The sequence below is a fragment of the Pectobacterium brasiliense genome (assembly GCF_016950255.1).
Taxonomy (GTDB): Bacteria; Pseudomonadota; Gammaproteobacteria; order Enterobacterales; family Enterobacteriaceae; genus Pectobacterium; species Pectobacterium brasiliense.
Window position 1 is genome coordinate 1,012,290 of record NZ_JACGFN010000002.1, and the last position, 22,166, is coordinate 1,034,455.

Annotated in this window: 19 protein-coding genes and 1 riboswitch; of the genes, 11 read left to right on the forward strand and 8 right to left on the reverse strand. The window is 52.0% G+C overall.

The features are described 5' to 3' along the window. Positions 1–331: 331 nt before the first annotated feature. Positions 332–2,137: an AMP-dependent synthetase/ligase gene (locus H4F65_RS19095; RefSeq protein ID WP_010681720.1), complete on the reverse strand. Its 1,806-nt coding sequence runs from the start codon at positions 2,135–2,137 to the stop codon at positions 332–334. Between the two features lie 410 nt (positions 2,138–2,547). Here H4F65_RS19095 and leuA point away from each other — a divergent pair, with 410 nt between their 5' ends. From leuA to leuD, 4 genes are read left to right on the forward strand one after another with little or no spacing between them, the layout of a single operon-like run. Continuing rightward, complete coding sequence (gene leuA / locus H4F65_RS19100) at positions 2,548–4,146, forward strand: 2-isopropylmalate synthase (RefSeq protein WP_010298061.1); 1,599 nt, start codon at positions 2,548–2,550, stop codon at positions 4,144–4,146. Next, positions 4,146–5,237 carry a 3-isopropylmalate dehydrogenase gene (gene leuB / locus H4F65_RS19105; RefSeq protein ID WP_010681721.1) on the forward strand — a complete coding sequence of 364 codons (1,092 nt, stop codon included), beginning with the start codon at positions 4,146–4,148 and terminating at the stop codon, positions 5,235–5,237. The genes leuA and leuB overlap by 1 nt, the downstream gene beginning before the upstream one ends. A 2-nt stretch (positions 5,238–5,239) precedes the next feature. Then, positions 5,240–6,640, forward strand: coding sequence for a 3-isopropylmalate dehydratase large subunit (gene leuC, locus H4F65_RS19110; RefSeq protein WP_010681722.1), 1,401 nt, complete (start codon positions 5,240–5,242; stop codon positions 6,638–6,640). Positions 6,641–6,653: 13 nt separating this feature from the next. Then, the gene (leuD, locus tag H4F65_RS19115; protein ID WP_010681723.1) at positions 6,654–7,256 is read left to right on the forward strand and encodes a 3-isopropylmalate dehydratase small subunit; all 603 of its coding nucleotides are present in this window, start codon (positions 6,654–6,656) and stop codon (positions 7,254–7,256) included. Between the two features lie 61 nt (positions 7,257–7,317). On the opposite strand, the gene H4F65_RS19120 is transcribed toward leuD, so the two are convergent. The 4 genes from H4F65_RS19120 to H4F65_RS19135 form a co-directional block, all read right to left on the reverse strand. After that, positions 7,318–7,629: an AzlD domain-containing protein gene (locus H4F65_RS19120; RefSeq protein WP_010681724.1), complete on the reverse strand. Its 312-nt coding sequence runs from the start codon at positions 7,627–7,629 to the stop codon at positions 7,318–7,320. Beyond that, entirely contained in the window at positions 7,626–8,360 is a 735-nt protein-coding gene (locus tag H4F65_RS19125) for an AzlC family ABC transporter permease (RefSeq protein ID WP_039319075.1), read from the reverse strand. The genes H4F65_RS19120 and H4F65_RS19125 overlap by 4 nt, the downstream gene beginning before the upstream one ends. A 105-nt stretch (positions 8,361–8,465) precedes the next feature. Next, positions 8,466–9,302: an AraC family transcriptional regulator gene (locus tag H4F65_RS19130; RefSeq protein ID WP_010681726.1), complete on the reverse strand. Its 837-nt coding sequence runs from the start codon at positions 9,300–9,302 to the stop codon at positions 8,466–8,468. A gap of 213 nt (positions 9,303–9,515) precedes the next feature. Then, positions 9,516–11,135, reverse strand: coding sequence for a methyl-accepting chemotaxis protein (locus H4F65_RS19135; RefSeq protein ID WP_010681727.1), 1,620 nt, complete (start codon positions 11,133–11,135; stop codon positions 9,516–9,518). A gap of 700 nt (positions 11,136–11,835) precedes the next feature. Between H4F65_RS19135 and H4F65_RS19140 the strand changes: the two genes are divergently transcribed. Beyond that, complete coding sequence (locus H4F65_RS19140) at positions 11,836–12,075, forward strand: type II toxin-antitoxin system CcdA family antitoxin (RefSeq protein WP_010681728.1); 240 nt, start codon at positions 11,836–11,838, stop codon at positions 12,073–12,075. Positions 12,076–12,077: 2 nt separating this feature from the next. Further along, complete coding sequence (locus H4F65_RS19145; protein ID WP_010681729.1) at positions 12,078–12,386, forward strand: CcdB family protein; 309 nt, start codon at positions 12,078–12,080, stop codon at positions 12,384–12,386. A 163-nt stretch (positions 12,387–12,549) separates the two neighbouring features. Here the strand turns inward: H4F65_RS19145 and sgrT are convergent, their stop codons facing one another. Continuing rightward, on the reverse strand, positions 12,550–12,714 hold the full coding sequence (sgrT, locus tag H4F65_RS19150; protein ID WP_010681730.1) for a glucose uptake inhibitor SgrT: 165 nt from the start codon (positions 12,712–12,714) through the stop codon (positions 12,550–12,552). A 90-nt stretch (positions 12,715–12,804) separates the two neighbouring features. Here sgrT and sgrR point away from each other — a divergent pair, with 90 nt between their 5' ends. After that, positions 12,805–14,463 (forward strand): HTH-type transcriptional regulator SgrR, encoded by a 1,659-nt coding sequence (sgrR, locus tag H4F65_RS19155; protein ID WP_010681731.1) that lies wholly within the window; start codon positions 12,805–12,807, stop codon positions 14,461–14,463. A 50-nt stretch (positions 14,464–14,513) separates the two neighbouring features. Here the strand turns inward: sgrR and H4F65_RS19160 are convergent, their stop codons facing one another. After that, positions 14,514–15,443: an aromatic alcohol reductase gene (locus H4F65_RS19160; protein WP_010681732.1), complete on the reverse strand. Its 930-nt coding sequence runs from the start codon at positions 15,441–15,443 to the stop codon at positions 14,514–14,516. Positions 15,444–15,727: 284 nt separating this feature from the next. Between H4F65_RS19160 and H4F65_RS19165 the strand changes: the two genes are divergently transcribed. From H4F65_RS19165 to thiQ, 4 genes are all read left to right on the forward strand, one after another. Then, a complete protein-coding gene (locus H4F65_RS19165) occupies positions 15,728–16,633 on the forward strand; it encodes a LysR family transcriptional regulator (protein WP_010681733.1) in 906 nt (301 codons plus the stop codon). 174 nt (positions 16,634–16,807) lie between these two features. Beyond that, a riboswitch (TPP riboswitch) is annotated at positions 16,808–16,904 on the forward strand. Between the two features lie 80 nt (positions 16,905–16,984). Then, positions 16,985–17,968, forward strand: coding sequence for a thiamine ABC transporter substrate binding subunit (gene thiB, locus H4F65_RS19170; RefSeq protein WP_146235414.1), 984 nt, complete (start codon positions 16,985–16,987; stop codon positions 17,966–17,968). After that, entirely contained in the window at positions 17,944–19,551 is a 1,608-nt protein-coding gene (thiP, locus tag H4F65_RS19175) for a thiamine/thiamine pyrophosphate ABC transporter permease ThiP (protein ID WP_010681735.1), read from the forward strand. Before thiB ends, thiP begins: the two co-directional genes overlap by 25 nt. Next, positions 19,538–20,248 (forward strand): thiamine ABC transporter ATP-binding protein ThiQ, encoded by a 711-nt coding sequence (gene thiQ, locus H4F65_RS19180; protein WP_010681736.1) that lies wholly within the window; start codon positions 19,538–19,540, stop codon positions 20,246–20,248. The genes thiP and thiQ overlap by 14 nt, the downstream gene beginning before the upstream one ends. Before the next feature lie 4 nt (positions 20,249–20,252). On the opposite strand, the gene H4F65_RS19185 is transcribed toward thiQ, so the two are convergent. Then, entirely contained in the window at positions 20,253–21,875 is a 1,623-nt protein-coding gene (locus H4F65_RS19185) for a family 43 glycosylhydrolase (RefSeq protein WP_010681737.1), read from the reverse strand. Positions 21,876–22,166 lie beyond the last annotated feature (291 nt).

Genomic DNA, 22,166 nt, shown 5'->3' on the forward strand with positions numbered 1-22,166 from the left:
TCCGCTTCTGTATTGATCGGGAGAAATCCCCGAACTCACATTGTATTAATACTGTTAACTTTTAGTACAAGAATACGAAATATTATAGGGATTACTGATAACCCATTAACATAACGCCAGATTATGACGCAGACAAACGGCAAAAAACCACCGCCCTTAATCGTGCCCAAGGGAAATCGAACGTGAGGGAAAAAGGAAATGAGATAAAATACTAACTGGAAACCTTCAGACCTGAGAGATCGTCCATGAAGGCCATAAATTACAGAGTGAAATATTGAGGCCGAAAACCACATTTCTTTTCAGGAAACGCGCTTCTCGGCCTACGACATCATCAAGACTCGGCGTACATTGCATCAATTTCCAGCTGGTAACGCTGGTTGATGATCTTCCTGCGCAGCTTGAGCGTTGGCGTAAGTTCCCCTTCTGCCATCGAAAACGGCACAGGCAGCAGCGTGAATTTCTTCACCTGCTCCACGCGGGAAAGCTCCTTCTGTATCTCCCGCAAGCGCTGTTCGAACAGCTCAATAATATGGCTGTGTCGCAGCAGTTCCAGACGATCGTGGTACTTCAGATTGATGGAGTGAGCGTATTCTTCCAATGCTTCGAAGCAGGGAACAATCAGCGCAGACACGTACTTACGCGTGTCCGCAATAATCGCAACCTGCTCAATGAAGCGATCCTGTCCCAGCGTACCTTCCAGATGCTGCGGTGCAATATATTTACCGCCGGAGGTTTTCATTAGATCTTTCAACCGTTCGGTAATAAACAGGTTACCGTTGGCATCCAGTTCCCCCGCATCGCCGGTTTTCAGCCAGCCATCTTCGGTAAAAGTGTCTGCGGTTTCCTGCGGACGGTGGAAATAACCCCGCATAATAGTCGCACCGCGTACCTGAATCTCTTTTTCCTCGCCAATGCGGACCTCAATGCCCGGCAGCGGCGTACCAATAGAGCCCAGGCGGAAGCGACCTTCCTCCCAGCAGGAAACCGTCGCACAGGTTTCGGTCATGCCGTAGCCATAGATGATGCGAATCCCTATCGACCGGAAAAACAGAATGATGTTGTCATCCAGTCGTGCGCCTGCGGCTGGCATAAAGCGAATCTCGCCCCCCAGCAGTTGGCGCAGTTTTCCTAACACCAGACGGTCTGCATAGTGGTGCATAACACGACGGAAAAGACCGCCCTTCTTCGCGGTCTGGCTCGCCAGAAAAGCATATTGCCCCTGCGCGATAGCCCAGTTAAATAGCCGCTGGCGATACCACGGAGCCTGCGCCACTTTTTCATGGATGGCGCTATACACTTTCTCATAAAAACGCGGTACGGCGCACATCACGGTAGGCTTCACCGTCTGCATTGCCTCACGCACCAGATTCGTGTTGTTGAGATACACGTTCTGCGCGCCGCGATGCATAATGACAAAGCTCCAGGCGCGCTCAAATACGTGGGAAAGTGGTAAGAAACAGAGCGATACGTCATTTTCTGACATATCCAGACGATCGTCGTGTAGCTTAAGCTGCATCGCCATGTTGGTGTAATCCAGCATGACACCTTTCGGCTCACCCGTGGTACCAGAAGTATAAATCAGCGTAAACAGATCGTTGAGATCGCGGCTGTCGATACGCGCTTGCCATTCATCACGCCAGAAATCGTCTACCGCCTGCGCTTCAAATTCCTGCAGGGATTGTGCGATGTCGCTACCGCGCAGGTTAACGCCTTCATCCATCACGATGATGTTTCGCAGTTGCGGGCACGTGTCCCGCAGCGCCAGCAGCGCATCCAGTTGCTCCTGGCCACCGACGAATATCGTACGGATATCCGCATCGTTGATGATGAATGCCGCCTGTGCCGACGTATTCGTGGCATAGATTGGCACGCTGATCGCACGCAGGTGCAACAGCGCCAGATCGGCCAGCGACCAGTTCATTGAGTTATGAGAGAAAATCGCAACCCGTTCCTGAACATCCAGCCCTAACGCTAAGAGCGCGCTGGCAATGCGCTGAATGCGCTGCCCGGCCTGTGTCCAGGTGAGCTGCTGTTCGCCCGCAGGCGTCCACTCGCGCAACGTAATGCTGCCTGCGCAGTGATTGATTCGATCTTGGACCCGGTGCACCACATGGTATGGCTGTAAATGATTATTCATCTGTAAAAGAATTTCTAAGGGGGAAGAATTTGACAGCGTTTCAGCGTACAGCTGTACATTATTTGGCGTGCAGTCTACCGCCAATGTTCAAAACCGCAACGATCTTTCGTTCATTCGGCGCAGGCTATCGCTGGTTTACTTGATGCACGTCACACCAATCAAAAGTTGACATAACCCTGATAATCGCGTACCAATAAAGGAACACCGAATTTTAGATGACGAGACACTATGTTCAACTTTACTGTCCTACTAGGCCTACTACTAAACGCATCCTTCTTGCGCGGTAGGTTTGTGGGCAGAGTTCAGAACTAAGTTTCTCGCCACACGATACAAAAACCCGCGCTGATGCGCGGGTTTTTTTTTACTCGCCGAGCGCCAAGTACAAGTAGACACGACAAGGAACTAAACCGATGAGCGAGCAAGTCATTATTTTCGATACCACATTACGCGATGGTGAACAGGCTTTACAGGCGAGTCTGAGTGTAAAAGAAAAATTGCAAATTGCCTTCGCCCTGGAGCGTATGGGCGTTGATGTCATGGAAGTCGGCTTTCCTGTGTCCTCTCCCGGCGACTTTGAATCTGTTCAGACGATCGCCCGTAACATCAAAAACAGTCGTGTGTGTGGCCTGACCCGCTGCGTCGAGAAGGACATCGATGTCGCCGCAGAAGCGCTGCGTGTCGCAGAAGCGTTCCGTATCCACACCTTTATCGCGACCTCGCCGATGCACATCGCCACGAAGCTGCGCAGCACGCTGGATGAAGTGATCGAACGCGCCATTTACATGATCAAACGCGCGCGTAACTACACAGACGACGTTGAATTTTCCTGCGAAGATGCGGGCCGCACGCCAATCCCAGACCTGTGTCGCGTGGTTGAAGCTGCTATCAACGCCGGTGCTCGCACCATCAATATTCCTGACACCGTCGGCTACACCATGCCGCATGAGTTCGGCAATATCATCGCCTCGTTGTACCAACATGTTCCCAATATCGATAAAGCCATTATTTCCGTTCACACTCATGACGATCTGGGTCTGGCCGTTGGCAACGCCATGGCGGCAGTGCACGCAGGCGCTCGTCAGGTAGAAGGCACGCTGAACGGTATCGGCGAACGCGCGGGTAACTGTTCACTGGAAGAAGTCATCATGGCGATCAAAACCCGCCATAACATCCTGAATGTGCACACGAATATCAATCATCAGGAAATCTACCGTACCAGCCAGTTGGTCAGCCAGATTTGCAACATGCCTATCCCTGCTAACAAAGCCGTTGTGGGTGCCAACGCCTTCGCTCACTCCTCTGGTATTCACCAGGATGGCGTGCTGAAGAACCGTGAAAACTACGAAATCATGACGCCGGAATCCATCGGCCTGAAAGAAGTCCAGTTGAACCTGACTTCCCGTTCCGGTCGCGCGGCGGTGAAACACCGCATGGAGGAAATGGGCTATCAGGACAGCGATTACAATCTGGACGATTTGTACTCTGCCTTCCTGAAACTGGCAGACAAGAAAGGTCAGGTCTTTGATTACGATCTGGAAGCGCTGGCCTTTATCAGCCGTCAGCAGGAAGAACCTGAGTTCTACCATCTGGATTATTTCAGCGTTCAGTCTGGTTCCAGCGTGATGGCAACGGCCTCCGTCAAACTGATCTGCGGCGAAGAAACCCAGTCAGAAGCCGCGACGGGTAATGGCCCGGTGGATGCCGTTTATCAGGCGATCAACCGCATTACGGGTTATCAGGTTTCGCTGGTCAAATACCAACTGACCGCCAAAGGTCAGGGGCGTGATGCGTTGGGTCAGGTTGATATCGTTGCAGATTATCAAGGGCGTCGCTTCCACGGCGTCGGTCTGGCAACGGATATCGTTGAATCTTCCGCCCAGGCAATGGTAAATGTATTAAACAACATCAAACGTGCTCAGCAGGTAGAAAAAGAAATTCAACGTCTGCAGCAGCACAGTAACCAACAACAAAACGATAGCAAACAACAAAACAGTCAGGAAACAGTGTGATGACAAAGAGCTACCATATCGCCGTTTTACCCGGAGACGGCATTGGCCCGGAAGTAATGGCGCAGGCCCATAAAGTACTGGATGCGGTACGTCAGCGTTTTGGCATCCGCATTACCACCAGCGAATATGACGTTGGCGGTATCGCCATTGACCGTCAGGGTACGCCGTTGCCTCAGGCGACCGTTGCAGGCTGTGAGCAGGCCGATGCGATTCTGTTTGGTTCCGTTGGCGGCCCGAAATGGGAACACCTGCCGCCAGCAGAACAGCCGGAGCGCGGTGCGTTATTGCCTCTGCGTAAGCACTTCAAACTGTTCAGCAACCTGCGCCCTGCTCGTCTGTATCAGGGGCTGGAAGCATTTTGTCCGCTGCGTAGCGACATCGCCGCGAAAGGCTTTGATATCCTGTGCGTCCGCGAACTGACAGGTGGGATCTACTTCGGTCAGCCAAAAGGTCGTGAAGGTAGCGGCCAGTATGAGCGCGCTTTCGATACCGAGGTGTATCACCGTTTCGAGATTGAGCGCATCGCGCATATCGCGTTTGAATCCGCTCGCAAACGTCGCAGCATCGTGACCTCCATCGATAAAGCCAACGTGCTGCAAAGCTCGATTCTGTGGCGCGAGATCGTCAACGAAGTTGCACAGCACTATCCCGATGTGAAGCTGTCCCATCTGTATATCGATAACGCGACAATGCAGTTAATTAAAGATCCGTCTCAGTTTGACGTGATGCTGTGTTCTAACCTGTTCGGAGACATTCTGTCCGACGAATGCGCCATGATTACCGGTTCAATGGGCATGCTGCCTTCCGCAAGCCTGAACGAACAAGGCTTTGGCCTGTACGAACCGGCTGGCGGTTCCGCACCGGATATCGCTGGTAAAGATATTGCCAATCCGATTGCACAGATTCTGTCGCTGGCGCTGCTGCTGCGCTACAGCCTGGGGGCGGATAATGCCGCAGAAGCGATCGAAAAAGCCGTCAATACCGCACTGGCTGAAGGCTATCGCACTGCCGATCTGGCAAGCACCGGCAGCGCGATCGGCACCAATGAAATGGGCGACGTGATTGCGCGCTTTGTCGCGCAAGGGGCATAACAATGGGTAAGACGTTATATCAAAAATTGTTCGAAGCGCACGTGGTTCATGAAGCGCCGAACGAAACGCCGCTGCTGTACATCGACAGACATCTGGTACACGAAGTGACTTCCCCTCAGGCCTTCGACGGCCTGCGTGCGATGGGCCGTAAGGTTCGTCAACCGGGGAAAACCTTCGCGACCATGGACCACAACGTGTCCACGCAGACCAAAGACATCAACGCCAGTGGCGAGATGGCTCGTATTCAGATGCAGGAATTAATCAAAAACTGTGCGGAATTCGGCGTTCAGCTGTATGACCTGAACCACCCGTATCAGGGCATCGTTCACGTTATCGGGCCTGAACAAGGGATGACCTTGCCGGGTATGACCATCGTCTGCGGTGACTCGCACACGGCAACGCACGGCGCATTTGGTTCACTGGCTTTCGGTATCGGTACGTCGGAAGTGGAACATGTGCTGGCTACGCAAACCCTGAAGCAGGGTCGCGCTAAAACCATGAAGATTGAAGTCACCGGCGATGCACCACACGGCATCACCGCGAAAGACATCGTGCTGGCGATCATCGGTAAAACCGGTAGCGCAGGCGGCACAGGTCATGTGGTTGAATTCTGTGGTAAAGCCATTCGTGCGCTGAGCATGGAAGGCCGTATGACGCTGTGTAACATGGCGATTGAGATGGGCGCGAAGGCAGGTCTGGTCGCACCGGACGAGACGACCTTCAGCTACCTGAAAGGCCGTCAGTTTGCACCGAAAGATGCCAACTGGGATGCCGCCGTTACGTACTGGAGCACGCTGAAATCCGATGATGATGCGCAGTTCGACACCGTCGTCACGCTGGACGCCGCTCAGATCGCGCCGCAGGTCACCTGGGGCACCAACCCCGGTCAGGTTATCGCCGTCAATCAGGAAATCCCTAGCCCTGACTCTTTCAGCGATCCGGTAGAACGCGCCTCCGCGGCCAAAGCACTGGCCTATATGGATCTGCAACCCGGCATTAAACTGACCGACGTGAAGATCGATAAAGTCTTCATTGGCTCCTGCACCAACTCGCGTATCGAAGATTTACGTGCTGCGGCAGAAATCGCCAAAGGGCGTAAAGTCGCCGCTGGTGTTCAGGCTATCGTCGTACCCGGTTCCGGTCCGGTAAAAACCATGGCGGAGCTGGAAGGGCTGGATAAAGTGTTCATCGAGGCGGGCTTTGAGTGGCGTTTACCGGGCTGCTCCATGTGTCTGGCGATGAACAATGACCGTCTGAACCCCGGTGAGCGTTGTGCATCAACCAGCAACCGTAACTTTGAAGGCCGTCAGGGTCGCGCCGGCCGCACCCATCTGGTCAGCCCGGCAATGGCTGCGGCAGCGGCAGTGACGGGTCGCTTTGCCGACGTCCGCGAGTTGAATTAAGAGAGAAACCGACATGGCTAAATTTACTCAACACACAGGTCTGGTGGTTCCTCTGGACGCCGCTAATGTCGATACCGACGCCATCATTCCCAAGCAGTTTCTGCAAAAGGTGACGCGTACCGGTTTCGGCCAACACCTGTTCCACGACTGGCGCTTTCTGGATGATGCGGGCCAACAGCCTAACCCTGAGTTTGTGCTGAATCAGCCGCATTACAAAGGGGCGAGTATCCTGCTGGCGCGGGAAAACTTCGGCTGCGGTTCTTCCCGTGAGCACGCGCCGTGGGCGCTGACCGATTACGGCTTCAAAGTCGTTATCGCGCCAAGCTTCGCCGATATTTTCTACGGCAACTCGTTTAACAACCAACTGCTGCCGGTGAAACTGAGCGACGAAGAAGTCGACGAGCTGTTCAAGCTGGTTGACGGGCAGGAAGGGATTACCTTCACGGTCGATCTGGAAAATCAGGTCGTTCAGGCGGGCAGCAAAAGCTATCCGTTCGAAATCGACAGCTTCCGCCGCCACTGCATGATCAACGGATTAGACAGCATCGGCCTGACGCTGCAACACGAAGCGTCTATTACCGAGTATGAAAAGAATCAGCCTGCCTTTCTGAACTGATTCAAGATTACAGATAGCCCGCACTTTATTGCGGGCTTTTTCTTTTGGAAGAATGGGTGGATTACAGCAGCGAGGCTATCAGATAAAAAGCCAGCATACTCAAAAGCACCGCGACCACAATATTTCTGATAAAGAATGAAATTACGACACTCACTATCGCGTCGAGAAAATACGGGTTATCAGGAAAGGCGCGAATCACGCCGTGGTCCATTAAAATAATCGGCCCGCAGATCGCGGTGAGTAGGCAAGGTGCTGAATACTTTAACGCTCTATGGAGTAAAACCGGAATTTTTACCGGCACAGCGGGCTCAAGAAAAATATAGCGATTAAAAAACACGATCCCTGCCAAAACAAATATCAATAACCAGCTCATTTTTCTTCCTTAAGCACAGACGCGATGAACACAGAGAAAAACATACCGCCGACGCCAGCAATAGCGATGGCGCCTTCTACCTTGAAATAGGTCAACAGCATCGACAACAGCAGAGAAAACAGGACGCCAGAAAAGGTGCTGATTTTCTTTATCATCGGAACAACAATGGTGATAAACGTGGCAACGATAGAATAATCAAGATGATACTTATCCAAATCGGGTACAGATGACGCCATGACCACGCCAAGAATACTGAAGATATTCCAAAAAATATAAAAGGTGAAACCCGCACCAATTAAATAGCTGATACTAACGTTATTCTTTCTGTCTTGCTTTTCACTGAGCGCAAACAGCTCGTCTGATAATAGAAAGCCGATAGGAAGGCGCTTTCTCAATTTCAATGTTGAAACATATTCGCGTAACGTCAAGCCATATATCAGGTGCTGCGCGGTGATAAAAAAAACGGAGATTAATAGCGTCGCAACATTCGCCCCGGACATGAGTAAGCCCAGCGAAACGAGCTGCGCCGCCCCCGCGAAAATAATCGCGGACATCCCGATACTTTGCCCAACGGATAATCCCGACTGGATAGCCATAGAGCCAGCTAAAATGCCCCAGGGCACCACGGACAAACAGAGCGGAAGCATTTCAACCACGCCGGTCATAAAATGCTTCCACGGACTAACAGTGTCTTTTGATTCAGACGATGAACGGGCTACGGAGTTTTCCATATAACATTGCACTACCATAAAAATATCGATAGCGGAAAACTAACAAAACGTCTTTTCAGAGTATTGGATGAATTTGCTGCGCCCCAGAATAGGAGCCGAGTATAACTACAGATTGCCTTTAGCAAACTCGCCCGGCGTCAGCCCCAACGAGTTTTTGAAATGGCGATGGAAGTGGCTCTGATCGGTAAAACCGCACCGTACGGAAACATCGAGGATCGCACCGCCTTTCCGCAATAATGCCTTAGCCTTGCGTAGCCGTGCCTGAATTAAGTAGGCGTGAGGCGTAATCCCCACCACCGCTTTAAACTGTCGTAGGAAATGCCACACACTGAGTTCGGCCAGCGCAGCCAATTCAACGAGGGCCAGTTCTCTCTCAGGATAACTGTCCATAAATGCTTTAACGTTCAATATATTTTGGGTCGCTACGGGCAGCATCTGTGGCGTCAGACGCGTCTTGCTGTAGCGCATTGTCAACCAGGTTAAAGACGACAACAGCAGCGTTTCTTTCAAGAGCATATTGCCCGGCTGAGCGAGCATATTGAACGTCATGAGAAGCTGATCCGACAGCCCTGGGTCGTGAACAACCGCGTCGGGAAACCACGGGATCGAATCCTTTGAGCGTTGCAGATCCTGATTAATCGAGCGAAAAAGATCGGGATGCGGATAAATGGCGCGATAGGCCCAGCCGGTTTCGACCTCCGAACTCCCCGTGTGTACATCGTCCGCGTTCACCAGAATGATATCGCCTTTGGGCGCAACATGTTCTGCACCGGAGCGATAAAAACGCTGCGCCCCCTGCTCAATCACACTGATGCAATACGTATCATGCACATGGCGAGGAAAACGCTGCTGGTAGTACTGCGCCTGCAACATATCCAGACCACCTAATGCCTCCAGGTGTCTGAAATGTGTTTGCTCTTGCACTACCGGCTTTTTATGCACGCGTTAATCCTCTTATCGTTTGTACAAAATTGCTCTGGCAGAGAAGCAACATAGGCATACTTCTTTATAGCCAGAAACAGCGTACCTGTTTCACTGATTCTATCAGAAGCGGATTCACATCCCCATGCTCAAAAAAACAACGAAAAAAAGCCAGCGACAAAGCCGCTGGCCATTGATGATGCATTTTCGTCTTTATGTCTTTTACCAACCGGGTTACATCAGATGAAATCGGGACACGCCAAGATTCAACCGTTCGGCCTGCTGCTCAAGCGATGCAGCAGACGAGGAAGCCTCCAGCACCAGCGTCGCGTTCTGTTGCGTGACGCGATCCATTTCTGATATCGCTAACGACACCTGATTGATGCCACTGCTCTGTTCATCAGACGCCAGCGCGATCTCATTCATGATGCGGGTGACGTTATTAATTTCAGCCACAATCTCGGCCATCGCTTTACCCGCTTCGGATGCCAGCGTCGTCCCCTCAGTCACTCTGGCTTCGGATTCTTTAATCAGCGCGGCAATTTCCGTTGCGGCATTAGCCGAGCGCTGTGCCAGATTACGCACCTCTCCTGCGACTACCGCAAATCCTTTACCCTGCTCGCCCGCTCTCGCGGCTTCAACCGCCGCATTCAGTGCCAGAATATTGGTCTGGAATGCAATCCCGTTAATGAGCGCGATAATCTCAGAAATCTTGTCTGAACTCTTGGCGATATCCGCCATAGACCCCACAACCTGTTCAACAATACCGCCCCCGTTCACCGCTTTGGCTGAGGTCTCCGTCGCCACAACGCTTGCATGGTGCGCATTATCGGTATTCTGCTTCACGGCAGCCGTGAGCTGCTCCATGCTGGCCGCCGTTTCCGCAAGCGCAGCGGCCTGCTGCTCCGTTCGTGCAGACAAATCCGTATTACCGACGGCAATTTTCGTCGAACTGCTGTGAATCGACTCTGCACTGTCCCGTACCGAGCCAACCGTTTCGGAGAGCGAATCCTGCATTTGCTGGATGTTGTTCCCCAAAATACCGATTTCATTGCGTCCAACATCCACACTCGGGCGCGTTAAATCTCCGTGCGCGATGGCCTGTATACGCGACACCCAATACTGCACTGGGTTAATAATGACCCGACGAATGACGAAGAACGTCATGCCCGTTAATACGATAGCTAAAATAAAGGCACCTATCATGAGCGTATAGCCCAGCGTGGAATTCCTTTCAGCCGTCACATTAATATTTTTTGCCATCTCTACCCGATAAAGATAAGACGCTTTTAACGGCACATCATACTCATCATCCAGTTTAGACAGGGTCGTTGACTCAAATGCATTGAGTTCTTCAACATTGCCTTTCTTCGCTATGTCAAACATGGGTTTGATACCGCGTTCAACATAATCGCTATAGCGCGCTTTTAATTCATTATCGCGGGCGAGTTCAACATCTGAGCGAACCGACCTATTTTGATACCCATTAAACATTTGCTGAGACAGTGACAGACGCTCTTCTGCCGCTTTCATACTCGCATTGTAGTTATCCGTAAGGCCATTACGTAAGTGATTCACAGCATGGAGCAAATTCATACGCGCTGCACGCATATGATTAGCACTATCAACCAGTTCCATACGAACATTCAATTCCAACGTTGAACTATTTAACGATTGTTCAGCCTGCTTAAGAAAATAGGACGATGTGGAAACTGCCAACGCAAAAAGCAGTAAAACACCAGAGAAAACAATGACGAAAAGGGGCGTCAGTTTGATATTGTGCACACCAGGTGCAGCGTGCCAAGGTTCTGGTTTTTCGTAAATCGCTATTGACTGATAAGGAACATCGCTCATTTTTACATCCGTCGAGTTATTCAAAAAATTGCTGTGAAGTAACTTGCTGGTAAGCAAGAAAAAATAAAACGCCGCTATATGTTACAGACTATTTAAAGATTGTGACAATGTGCGTTAAACGCAAGATAAAAAACAATGGACTATAAAAAATAATTTTATCCCTAGGACCGTCATCACAAAAAACCACCTATCATTTCAACAGAAATAGTTTCCCAAAAAAACAGTTCAGAATGAAAATCATTACACTAAATTAGTGAATTATTTTAGTCATTATTCTTACATTAATATTAATTATAAGAGAAAAAATAGATTAACGGAGTCATTCTTTTTTATTGAAAATAAACACGATTCAACATTACTGACTGATTTATTATTGCGTCATCCTGAATATAAAAGAGTCACGTTACGATACGCTCAGGTTAATGTTCACCAATGATCCCCACACTGCGTCTCGTTGCCGCCCGTCTAAAACCGGTGGAATGACCCGCTGTAAACATGCCAGTGTCTTTCTCTGCGATCATGCTTCCTTTCCAGTCTTATTCTTCGATTTGCTTTTGCGAAGCTACGCGCAGACCGATCGCGCCGTTTAAATGTCAGCTAAATAAGCAGGTATATTTCATTTCCAAGAAGGTTGCGGTACACCAGAACCAAACGCATAATCATTACACGTGCTACTACACGTGTAATTTTCGGAGGCCTTATGCCCGTAACAAGCGTTCGTCACAAAAAAACGGTCAGTGTGACGTTGGAACCCATGCTGCTTCAACAAGCACGTGAAGCCGGAATTAACCTATCCGCAATACTCACCGAAGCTCTGAAGAGAGAAATTCGCCTTTCTGAAGGGGAAAAATGGAAACAGCAGAACCAGAAGGCATTACAGGAACTCAACCGTATCACAGATAAACACGGCTTATTATCCGACGATGACAGGACGTTTTAAGCATGCAATATAAAGTTTACCGTAATAACGGTAACAACAACTCATACCCTTACCTGCTCAATGTCCAAAGTGACATCATTGGGGAATTACATACCCGCCTGGTGATACCTTTGTTTCCAGTACACAACATTGCCAGACCACCAGCGCGAAGACTAACGCCGATAGTCACTGTCGAAGGTAACGATTACCTGATAATGACCCATGAAATGGCAAGCGTACGCCGCTCACAGCTTGGTCATGAAGTGATGGACGCGCAGATGTACCGAAAAACAATCAAAGACGCCGTTGATTTTCTGCTTGATGGGTTCTAAGTGGAAAAATCCTTTTAACTTCCCTGCAAACTCTTCGCAATCACACAAAACATGATGGCAGGTAAACACCATAAAAAAAGCCAGCGAAAAACTCGCTGGCTGGTGAAACATCACCATTACTCAGAATACATTGTTTTACTCAGAATCAATTGTTTCGCACCGCCTAGAGCCAATGACGGTACTCTTCATCAGACATGTCATTCAGGTGCCACTGCGTTGCCTGCTGCAATAATGCAATGCGCTGTTGGGTAGACATCCATCGCAACCACTTCGCTTTACAGGTCGATAAGTAGGTTTGATAGAACTGGTACAAACGGGAAATCGCCATCAGCCACCTCCTCTCTTTTCTTGTTGCAAAGTATCGGCGTAATATAGGGAAAGATAAATTGATGACTTTAGTGCAGGGAGTTCCTCTTTTATGTCTTCCCCTCGATTGCAACAACAGTTCATCCGCCTGTGGCAGCACTTTCAGGGGCAAACGACCGACACCACGCTGCAAGAGTTGACTGGGGTGTTGAACTGCTCACGCCGCCATATCCGCTCATTACTGAACGCGATGCAGCAGGAAGGCTGGCTGATCTGGCAGGCAGAAGCCGGAAGGGGAAAACGCTCTCAGCTATCGTTCGTTTATACCGGACTGGCACTACAGCAGCAGCGCGCTGAAGATCTGCTGGAGCAGGATCGCATTGAGCAGCTAGTGCAGTTGGTGGGTGACAAAGAAGCAGTACGCCAGATGTTACTTGCCCACCTTGGGCGCAGTTTCCGGCAGGGAAAGCATATCCTGCGCATTCTCTATTACCGCCCCTTACGCAACCTACAACCTGGTTCAGCGCTGCGACGTTCGGAAATGCACATTGCACGGCAAATTTTCAGCGGGCTGACCAATATAAATGAGGAAAATGGGGAACTAAAACCCGATCTTGCTCATCATTGGCAAATGCTAGCCCCGATGCACTGGCGTTTTTATCTGCGCCCAGCCATCCGTTTCCATCACGGTCGCGAGCTCACGATGGAGGATGTCATCGCCTCCCTCAAGCGCCTCACCGCATGGCCGCTATTTTCGCACCTTGAAACCATCACATCACCGATGCCGTTCGTGATTGATATCCGGCTGAACAGCCCAGACAACTGGCTGCCGTGGCTATTGGGCAGCGTGCACGCCATGATTTTGCCGCAGGAATGGCAAACGCTACCCGATTTTGCCCAACACCCAATTGGCACTGGCCCTTACGCCGTGGTGCGTAATAACAGTAACCAGTTGAAAATCCGCGCCTTCGATGATTATTTTGGCTATCGTGCGCTGATTGATGAGGTCAACATCTGGGTACTACCGGACGAACCAGAGGAAATGCCGGTCTCCGTCCAATTTCAGTCTGATGATTCTCGCCATGAACAGCTGGAAAGCCGGATGGAAGAAGGCTGCTATTTCCTGCTGTTCGATAAGCGTTCACCGCTTGCTGAATGCCCGCAGGTTCGCAGCTGGCTCTGGCAGGTCTTTAACCCGATTTCGCTACTCAGCCACGCCGATGCCAGCCACCAGCGCGACTGGTCCCCCGCTTACAGCCTGCTGCCACGCTGGCATCATCACCATCCAGACGAACGCCAGCCTATTCCTGCAGGGCTGACGCAGGTGACGCTGACTTTTTATCATGAGCACCCTGAGTACCGGATATTAAGCGAAATCATGCGTGCGTTGCTGGCAGAACACGGCGTCACGCTGCATATCCAGACGGTCAGCTACGAAGACTGGTATCAGGGCAATGCCGACAGTGATATCTGGTTTAGCAGCGTGAACTGCTATTTGCCGCTCGAATTCTCCCTGTTCGCGATGCTCTACGAACTTCCGCTGGTGCAGCACTGTCTGGATGACGATCTGCATGCAGATGCACAGCAGTGGCGTAACCACACGCTGCCGATGGCGGAGTGGTGTGAAAAACTGATCGCCAGCGGCCAACTGCACCCTCTGCTGCACCATTGGCTGCAACTTCAGGGGCAGCGCAGTATGCGCGGCGTCAGGATGAATATGCTGGGCTGGTTTGATTTTAAATCTGCCTGGTTCGCGCCACCGGAACACTGACGGTATCTGAAAAAGTGCGGGGCAAAGAGAATTGCACCGCACCCTTCAGCCTATTTTTGCAGTTGCATCCGTAAGAAATGCTCGACGTCGACCGTCTCGTAGCCATTACGTTGATTGAACGTACCGGATTTGTCCCACCACATCCCCTCACCCAAAGCGAACGCTGCTCGGTAGCGCGTCATGACGTCATCCGGAGCAGCCTTCAGGTCCGCGCGCAATTTGTCCAGCGTCCATACGGTCTTCTCAAACGTCCTTCCCGTGACATGTTCAACGACATCGGCAAGCTGCCCGTATGAGATCGTGTCGCCTGCCACGTAGACCACCTCATTAACCAGGCGTGGTTCAGCCAGTAAGATTTCCGTCGTGAGCCAGCCAATGTCTTCGGGGATCGTCACGGTCACTTTGGTATCCCAACTTCCCAAGCCGTGAAGAGTTCCACGTTCCAGATCCACCACGTCAAAGGCAGGCTCAAACAGGAAACTCGTGAACATGCCCGTCGAAACAATTACCCATTCGCTACGTTGCTGGTTGCGCAGTAGCTGCCTCACGTCGTACTGCTCATCAAAAACCGGATGCCCGCTGTTGCGACCAACTACGTCATAGTCAACGCCAAACTGCCAGGGGAAATAGCGCGCGACGTTGGCAGCCAACACCGCTCTGGTTATTTTCATCTGAGTGCCAGGCCCTGCTACGAATCCCGAACAGTTCACTACTGTCTTATAATTCCCGAAAAGCCCTGTCAGGGCGTGCTCATCAGAAGCCAGATCGAAGCCCATCACATCAACCCCCAGTGCACGGAGTTCGGCCAGTGTTGCCTTATTCTGCTCCGACGGTTCGTTAATGGTGCCCGGTGAGACCAGTACCGTGACCGATAATCGCAGAGCGCGCGCACGCGGCGCGAGAGCACGCAATACCGCCATACCGAGCTGCCCTGCACCAAGCACAAGAATATCTTTCAACGCTGATCCGCTGTCATTCATTACTTAACTCCTTCAGAATTTCAAATTATCACTATCATAGGAGGTCGTGTGCGTCCCCTATGCATTCAGCGTGCTAATATGCACCTGGTCTTTCCATACTTGTCATTGTCAGGAAATCCAGAATTCGGGGGCTATGTTATACAAGAATGCGCGCATGATAAGATTCAGCCACATCACTTTATAATTTGAAAAAATCAAACAATTAAGTGATATAGCTGCTGGCACGATAGGTACGCCGTCTATGCGTCTTATCAACGTTTCATAGCAAAATGAGGAGACATGGTATGGATCGGTTTCAGGCCATGGAAATATTCATGCGTGTGGTCGATGCGGGTAGTTTCAAAAAAGCGGCGGAAACAATGCATGTGTTACCCTCCACCGTAACCCGCAGCATTAAAGAACTCGAATCACATCTGGGGGCTCGGTTATTCAACCGAACAACACGAGCGCTCAGTATTACGGATGTTGGCTTGCGCTATTACGACAGTTGCAAAGCGATCTTGCGTGATGTGCACGCCGCTGAAAGCGTAGCGGCACAGCAAAAGGAAGAACTGCATGGAACGATCAGAATCGGAGCGACACCTTCTCTGGTCAAAAACTTTCTTATTCCAGCACTGTCCGGTTTCTGTGAGCGCTATCCGGGAATAAAGTTGGATTTCCACTTGGGTGATGCCACTGTAGATATCGTTCAGAATGGTATCGATTGTGTCATCAGAACCGGAGAACCGCCGTTATCTCGACTGGTCGCACGACGTCTCGGTGCGTTCCATTGGTATATTTGCGCGTCTCCACGCTATCTTGAACAGCATGGACACCCGACAACGTTAGAGTCGCTCAACAAGCACGCCGCAGTAGGATATACCCACAGCCGAACAGGTCGTTCAACTCGCTGGGATTTCCACGATGGAGCGCACACCGCAGCGATGCCAATAGCAGCACAGATCAGCGTCAATGACACGGATGCCTATGTTGCCGCTGGTGTAGCCGGCTTGGGGCTAATACGCATTGCCAGCTATATGGTGCACCAGCAACTTGCTGATGGACATCTTGTCAGGCTACTTCCTGGTATCAGTGCCCCACTTGAACCTATTTTCATTCTCTACCCACAAAGCCGCCACCTCTCGCCCGCGATCCGCGCCTTTATTGACTGGTGTACAGCGCTAATTGAACAAGAATCAACACAATGGTGAATGACCACAAATAAGGCACAAAAGCCGTCACGTTAAGCGAAATTGTGAGCGTACGGCTGCCACACCGCAGTATCTTAGCGAGCATAGAGGGCTGGTTTGATTTTAAATCTGCCTGGTTCGCGCCGCCGGAACACTGAGAGCCTTTCGCTGCCCGACTTAACCCTTTACAATGTGCCGTTCTCAACGGGGTGCGGAAAATTTTTCGCTGAGAAGATACCCGTCGAACCTGATCCGGTTAATACCGGCGAAGGGATTTGAGAGTGCTGCTCATTGCTGCCTCAAAGTCCTTTGCCACCCTATGATTCTCAGGAGTGCAAAGTGTTAAATCAATTATTACCACGTTCAGCCACCGTGCTGAAAACCAGCCTGTCTTGCCTGCTACTGCTCTCAGCGTCGGCGTTCGCCAAACCTGCGCTTACCGTATATACCTACGATTCATTTGCTTCCGAGTGGGGCCCAGGCCCTGTCATCAAGACCGCGTTTGAAAAAGAGTGCGAGTGCGAGCTGAATTTCGTCGCATTGGAGGACGGCGCATCGCTGCTGAACCGCCTGCGTATGGAAGGCAAGAACAGTAAAGCGGACATCATTCTGGGACTAGACAACAACCTGTTGCAGGCGGCGGAACAAACCGGCCTGTTTGCGCCACACAATCTGGACACCCGCGCCGTCACGGTGCCGGGCGGCTGGAGCAATAAGACGTTCGTGCCTTATGACTACGGCTATTTCGCGTTTGTGTATAACAAAAACACGCTGAAGAACCCGCCGAAAAGCCTGCATGAGCTGGTGGATAGCAACGAACCGTGGAAAGTGATCTATCAGGATCCACGCACCAGCACGCCGGGACTGGGGCTGCTGTTGTGGATGCAGAAAGTGTATGGCGATGATGCGCCGCAAGCCTGGCAGAAACTGGCGAAAAAAACCGTTACCGTCACCAAAGGCTGGAGTGAAGCCTACGGTCTGTTCCTGAAAGGGGAAGCGGATCTGGTGCTGAGTTACACCACGTCGCCGGCCTATCACATCATTGAAGAGAAGAAAGATAACTACGCGGCAGCGACCTTCAGCGAAGGGCACTATCTGCAAATTGAAGTCGCCGGGCAGCTGGCTTCCAGCAAAAATCCCGAGCTGGCAAAACGCTTTATGCAGTTCATCCTGAGCCCAACGTTCCAGCAGGCGATCCCTACTACAAACTGGATGTATCCAGCGGTTAAAACCGATCTGCCAGCAGGCTTCGCGACGCTCGCAGTGCCGGAAAAAGCCATGCAGTTCAGCGCACAGGAAGTTGCTGACCAAAGGACGCAGTGGATTCAGGCATGGCAACGCGCCGTCAGCCACTGATCGGCGGACGTCTGTGGCCAGGGTTACTGGCCACCACGCTGTTAATTTCCGTTGCCGCACTGGCTTTCGGTGCCCTGTGGCTACAGGCACCCGAAAGCCAGTGGCGCACGCTATGGCATGACAGCTATCTCTGGCATGTCATTCGGTTTACCTTCTGGCAGGCCTTTCTCTCCGCGCTGTTCTCTACCGTTCCGGCCATTTTTCTCGCCAGAGCGCTGTATCGGCGACGCTTTCCCGGCCATCGCTGGCTGCTACGCCTGTGCGCGATGACGCTGGTGCTGCCCGTGCTGGTAGCCGTTTTTGGCCTGCTCAGCGTTTATGGTCGGCAGGGCTGGCTGGCCTCTGCGCTGGGCTGGTTCGACCTGAAATACACGTTTTCGCCCTATGGATTGCAGGGCATCCTGCTGGCGCACGTCTTCTTTAATCTGCCGCTGGCAACCCGATTGCTGTTGCAGTCGTTAGAAGGCATCGCTACCGAGCAGCGTCAGTTGGCGGCGAATCTGGGCATGAACAGCTGGCAGCATTTCCGACTGCTGGAATGGCCCGCCCTGCGCCGGCAGATTTTACCCACTGGCGCACTGATTTTTATGCTCTGCTTCGCCAGCTTTGCCACCGTGCTGTCGCTGGGCGGCGGCCCGCAGGCAACCACCATTGAGCTGGCTATCTATCAGGCATTAAGCTTTGATTACGATCCGGGGCGCGCGGCGCTGCTGGCGTTAATTCAGATGATTTGCTGTCTTGGTTTAGTACTGCTGAGCCAGCGGCTGGGGCGCATTCTGCCCGTCGGCAGCACACAGCAGCTTGCCTGGCGCAACCCACAAGATAGCGCCTTAAGCCGCCTCACCGATGGGCTGCTGATTGGTGCGCTGTTGTTGCTGGTCGTCCCTCCTTTGCTGGCCGTAGTGGTGGATGGCGTGAACCGATCGCTGGTTACCGTGCTGCAACAGCCCGTGCTCTGGCAAACGTTGTTTACCTCGCTGCGCATCGCCTTAGGCGCGGGGCTCCTGTGTCTGGTACTGACCATGATGCTGCTCTGGAGCAGCCGCGAGCTCAAGCTACGCCAGAAACCACTCTACGGGCAGTTGATGAACCTGAGCGGTATGCTCATCCTCGCCATGCCCGGTATTGTGCTGGCAACTGGCTTTTTCCTGCTGCTGAATAACAGCATCGGGTTGCCGCAGTCCCCTTACGCATTGGTGGTGTTCACCAACGCGCTGATGGCGATTCCCTACGCGATCAAAGTGCTGGAAAACCCCATGCTGGACGTTGCCGAGCGCTACAATCGACTCTGCACGTCGCTGGATATTCGCGGCTGGCAGCGATTGAAGCTGATCGAACTCGCCTCGCTGAAACAGCCGCTGGCGCAGGCGTTGGCCTTTGCCTGCGTGCTGTCGATTGGTGATTTCGGCGTTATCGCGCTGTTCGGCAATGAGCAGTTCCGCACGCTGCCGTTCTACCTGTACCAGCAAATTGGTTCCTATCGCAGCGCCGACGGCGCAGTCACGGCGCTGCTCTTAATGCTGCTGTGCTTTATGTTATTTACCCTGATTGAGAAACTGGCAGGCCGTCATGATCGCGCTTGAGAAATTGACCTACTTTTATCAGCACTTGCCCATGCGTTTTGATTTTCACGTCAAACCGGGCGAGCGCATTGCCATCCTCGGCCCTAGCGGCGCAGGGAAAAGTACGCTGCTGAATCTGGTTGCCGGTTTCCTGATGGCAGACAGCGGGGAGTTACGACTTAACGGCGAATCTCACCGCGAGACACCTCCCGCTAAACGACCGGTGTCGATTCTGTTTCAGGAAAATAACCTGTTTCCTCATTTGACGATCGGACAAAACATCGCGCTGGGGCTACATCCCGGCCTGCGCCTCAGTGCTGCACAGCGCGAGACGCTACGGCAGATCGCCGATCGGGTCGGTCTGGCGGATCTTCTGGATCGTCTGCCGTCGCAGGTGTCCGGCGGGCAGCGCCAGCGCGCGGCATTGGCACGCTGTCTGGTGCGCCACCAGCCTATTCTGTTGCTGGATGAACCCTTCTCGGCACTCGATCCGGCGCTACGTCAGGAGATGCTCGATCTGGTTGAAAGCGTGTGTCAGGAGCGTGAGTTCACGCTGTTGATGGTGTCTCACAATCTGGATGATGCCATGCGGATCGCGAAGCGTACGGTGCTGATCGTGGACGGACAGATTTATTATGACGGGCCGACTCAGGCGCTACAGGATGGCAGCGCTGAAGCAGCCGCCATCCTGGGAATTTCACGTCCGTCTTCGGATTGAGAAGTTAAGGCAACGCCTGATAACGCAGGTTGCTGAACGTCACCTCGCCTTCGCCTGAAGCATACAGGGCAGGCCGCAGACTGAGGAAATCATACGCGACGTTGTGATGGTAGCCGGACACTTCCATCTGCACCGGGTATTTTTTCCACGGTTCCTGATCCGAGGTTCGGGTATAGAACGTCACGATATGGCGATCGTTTTTCATCCGAATCTGCACTTCATTGCCCGTAATATGCGGCAATTTCTTCTCCGCCCTTTCCAGCCCGTAGCGATGCATGACGGTGCCATCCTGATTAAACGACAGCCCGACGTACAGCTTCGCGTTGTAGAACAGCAATAAACCCGCCTGCGTGCCGGGGGCAAAGTTCGCCGTCACTTCAATCTGGTAAGCCTGATCGCCGGGGATCATCGTCAGTGGCGCACTGTCTTTCGGCGACGTACCTTTCGCCTTCAGGTGCAACTTGCCGTCGCTAAGCGTAACCCGCTTTAGCTCTTCCGCATTGGCGCGGTAGAAATGCCAGCGAGCCGGAAATTTCTCGTCGGTAAAGCTATCAGACCAGCCGATGCCGTGAGGCACCGCCTCGCCGCCTTCCGGCTTGCGAATCGGTTTGCCAGTATCGAATCCGGCGGACGTAAACCAGCCGTCATCGCCCCAGACAATTGGCTCCAGCATCGCCTGCCGCCCTAACGTCATAAAGCCATTTTCATAGCCGTGATACACCATGTACCAATTTTTATCCGGCCCTTCGATCAGCGTGGCATGACCGCGTGACCACCACTTTTCTGAACGATCTTGCGTGCGAATAATCGGATTATGCGGCGAGTTTTCCCACGGCCCGTTGATCGATTTAGATCGCGCGGCAATCACCATGTGCCCGGTTGGTGGCCCAGCCGTTCCGCCTTCCGCCAGCACCATGTAGAAATAGTCACCGTGGCGCAGCATCTTAGGCCCTTCCTGCGAGAAGCTTTCCACATCCCACTCTTCCGGGTACTGCCATCCCTGATAGACCACCGCCATGTCACCGACCGTCGACAGCCCGTCGTCCGTTAATTGCACGCGGTTACCACCAGACATAAAGATATAACGCTTGCCATCCTCTCCCACGACGTGGCCGGGATCGCTGGCCGGATTTTTCAAGCCCGTATCCTTCGGCGGCGTCCACGGGCCGTGGATATCATCGGCGGTAATCACATACAGCGTTTTCTTTTTCGTCCCTTTGGCGTCGATAATCCGGTTTGTAGTGAAGTAGATATAATACTTGCCGTTGTGCTTCACCAAATCCGGTGCCCAGATCGCATCGACAGGCGTTGCGATCGCGGGGCCAAGCGGTTCCCAGTTCACTAAATCGCGAGAATGCCAAATCAACAGCCCGGGGATGTCGTCAAATGACGAGAACGTCATGTAATAGTCATCCCCGTCTTTGATAATCGTGGGGTCAGGATGATCGCCCGCAATAATCGGATTGAGATAACAGCCATTGCCCAAATCCGCCTGACGCTGCTGTTCAATACCCCGTTTCCATTCGTTAGCAGGGCCAGCCTGACAGGCCATCGCCGTGCCGATACCCATTGCCATCAATAAGATACCGCTTAATACGCCTTTCCCTACCGCTCGGGACACGCCCATTTATCACCACCCACTATCCCAATGATTATTTTATAATTTATAACATTGAAACCCTGTTCCAATTGTGAAAACAGTCACGCTTCTTTCGGTTATACGGCGAAAAATCAGGCAGTAATCACACCGTGTAATTTTCAATATACTGTGACCAATTCGACATATTCAGTTTTTATCCCTTGTAGGTATTGTGTCTTTTTGTACTGCTGTGCTTATATGAGTTGACGAGTGAATAACTCATTCGAACACAACATTCGGCCATAAATAATTCACTAGAACATAAATAGGATTCCCGTG

Bases quoted from the DNA above. Each gene is read 5' to 3' on its own strand.
- leuB (WP_010681721.1), top strand. From the start codon at position 4,146: ATGACAAAGAGCTACCATATCGCCGTTTTACCCGGAGACGGCATTGGC.
- H4F65_RS19160 (WP_010681732.1), bottom strand. From the start codon at position 15,443: ATGAATGACAGCGGATCAGCGTTGAAAGATATTCTTGTGCTTGGTGCA.
- H4F65_RS19165 (WP_010681733.1), top strand. From the start codon at position 15,728: ATGGATCGGTTTCAGGCCATGGAAATATTCATGCGTGTGGTCGATGCG.
- H4F65_RS19125 (WP_039319075.1), bottom strand. From the start codon at position 8,360: ATGGAAAACTCCGTAGCCCGTTCATCGTCTGAATCAAAAGACACTGTT.
- leuA (WP_010298061.1), top strand. From the start codon at position 2,548: ATGAGCGAGCAAGTCATTATTTTCGATACCACATTACGCGATGGTGAA.
- H4F65_RS19120 (WP_010681724.1), bottom strand. From the start codon at position 7,629: ATGAGCTGGTTATTGATATTTGTTTTGGCAGGGATCGTGTTTTTTAAT.
- sgrT (WP_010681730.1), bottom strand. From the start codon at position 12,714: ATGGCGATTTCCCGTTTGTACCAGTTCTATCAAACCTACTTATCGACC.
- H4F65_RS19140 (WP_010681728.1), top strand. From the start codon at position 11,836: ATGCCCGTAACAAGCGTTCGTCACAAAAAAACGGTCAGTGTGACGTTG.
- H4F65_RS19145 (WP_010681729.1), top strand. From the start codon at position 12,078: ATGCAATATAAAGTTTACCGTAATAACGGTAACAACAACTCATACCCT.
- thiQ (WP_010681736.1), top strand. From the start codon at position 19,538: ATGATCGCGCTTGAGAAATTGACCTACTTTTATCAGCACTTGCCCATG.
- H4F65_RS19095 (WP_010681720.1), bottom strand. From the start codon at position 2,137: ATGAATAATCATTTACAGCCATACCATGTGGTGCACCGGGTCCAAGAT.
- thiP (WP_010681735.1), top strand. From the start codon at position 17,944: ATGGCAACGCGCCGTCAGCCACTGATCGGCGGACGTCTGTGGCCAGGG.
- leuC (WP_010681722.1), top strand. From the start codon at position 5,240: ATGGGTAAGACGTTATATCAAAAATTGTTCGAAGCGCACGTGGTTCAT.
- sgrR (WP_010681731.1), top strand. From the start codon at position 12,805: ATGTCTTCCCCTCGATTGCAACAACAGTTCATCCGCCTGTGGCAGCAC.
- leuD (WP_010681723.1), top strand. From the start codon at position 6,654: ATGGCTAAATTTACTCAACACACAGGTCTGGTGGTTCCTCTGGACGCC.
- H4F65_RS19185 (WP_010681737.1), bottom strand. From the start codon at position 21,875: ATGGGCGTGTCCCGAGCGGTAGGGAAAGGCGTATTAAGCGGTATCTTA.
- H4F65_RS19135 (WP_010681727.1), bottom strand. From the start codon at position 11,135: ATGAGCGATGTTCCTTATCAGTCAATAGCGATTTACGAAAAACCAGAA.